The sequence below is a fragment of the Polaromonas sp. P1_G4 genome (assembly GCF_056405475.1).
On the sequence record NZ_JBFUCA010000965.1, the window covers coordinates 1 to 789 of the forward strand.

The 789-nt window shown below is 60.7% G+C and carries 1 protein-coding gene and 1 pseudogene; one reads left to right on the plus strand and one right to left on the minus strand.

Annotation, left to right across the window (positions count from 1 at the left end):
- Positions 1-377: ATP-binding protein (locus tag AC1D1X_RS24765; protein ID WP_477699549.1), on the minus strand; the 377-nt coding region annotated here is incomplete at its 3' end.
- 192 nt (positions 378-569) lie between these two features.
- On the opposite strand from AC1D1X_RS24765, the pseudogene AC1D1X_RS24770 reads away from it, so the two are divergent.
- Positions 570-789, plus strand: a pseudogene (locus AC1D1X_RS24770) (MFS transporter); the annotation flags it as partial.

Consider the following 789-nt stretch of genomic DNA (forward strand, 5'->3'; position numbering starts at 1 on the left):
GTCACGCTCACGCCGACGCCGTGCAAGCCACCCGAGAAGCTGTAGGCGCCTCCCTTGCCTTTGTCAAATTTGCCGCCCGCGTGCAGCCGGGTATAGACGATCTCGATGACCGGTACCTTTTCTTCAGGGTGCAGGCCGAAAGGAACGCCTCGGCCGTCGTCGTCGACGCTCACCGAGCCGTCGGTGTGCAGCGTGACCTTGATCTTCTTGCCGTAGCCGGCCAGGGCCTCGTCGGCGGAGTTGTCCAGCACTTCCTGGATGATGTGCAGGGGGTTGTCGGTGCGCGTATACATGCCCGGCCGTTGCTTGACGGGCTCCAGGCCCTTGAGCACGCGGATCGAGCCTTCGGAATATTCGGTGGGTAGTTTGTCAGCCATGGCAGATGAAAGAATTGCCGCAATTGTAGTCGGGGCCGGCAAAGTCACTGTATAAATATACAGCCAACCTGATTTGAGACAGGGAACGAAGTGCGGCCCGGGCAGTGTTCCGCCATTTTCGTTACAGTCGGCAAAGAGCCTTCCGGCCGCCTCAGGCCTTTCCTTTTTTTCGCCACTCGCGGCGACTCGCCCATGACCACCGAAACCAAAAAACTCTCCATGCTGCAGGTGCTGATCTGCGGCGCCACCATCGTCACGCTGTCCATGGGCATTCGCCACGGTTTTGGCCTCTGGCTGCAGCCCATCACGCAGGCGCAGGGCTGGACGCGCGAGACTTTTGCCTTTGCGCTGGCGGTGCAAAACCTGTCCTGGGGGGTGTTCGGCATTTTTGCCGGCATGGCGGCTGACCGCT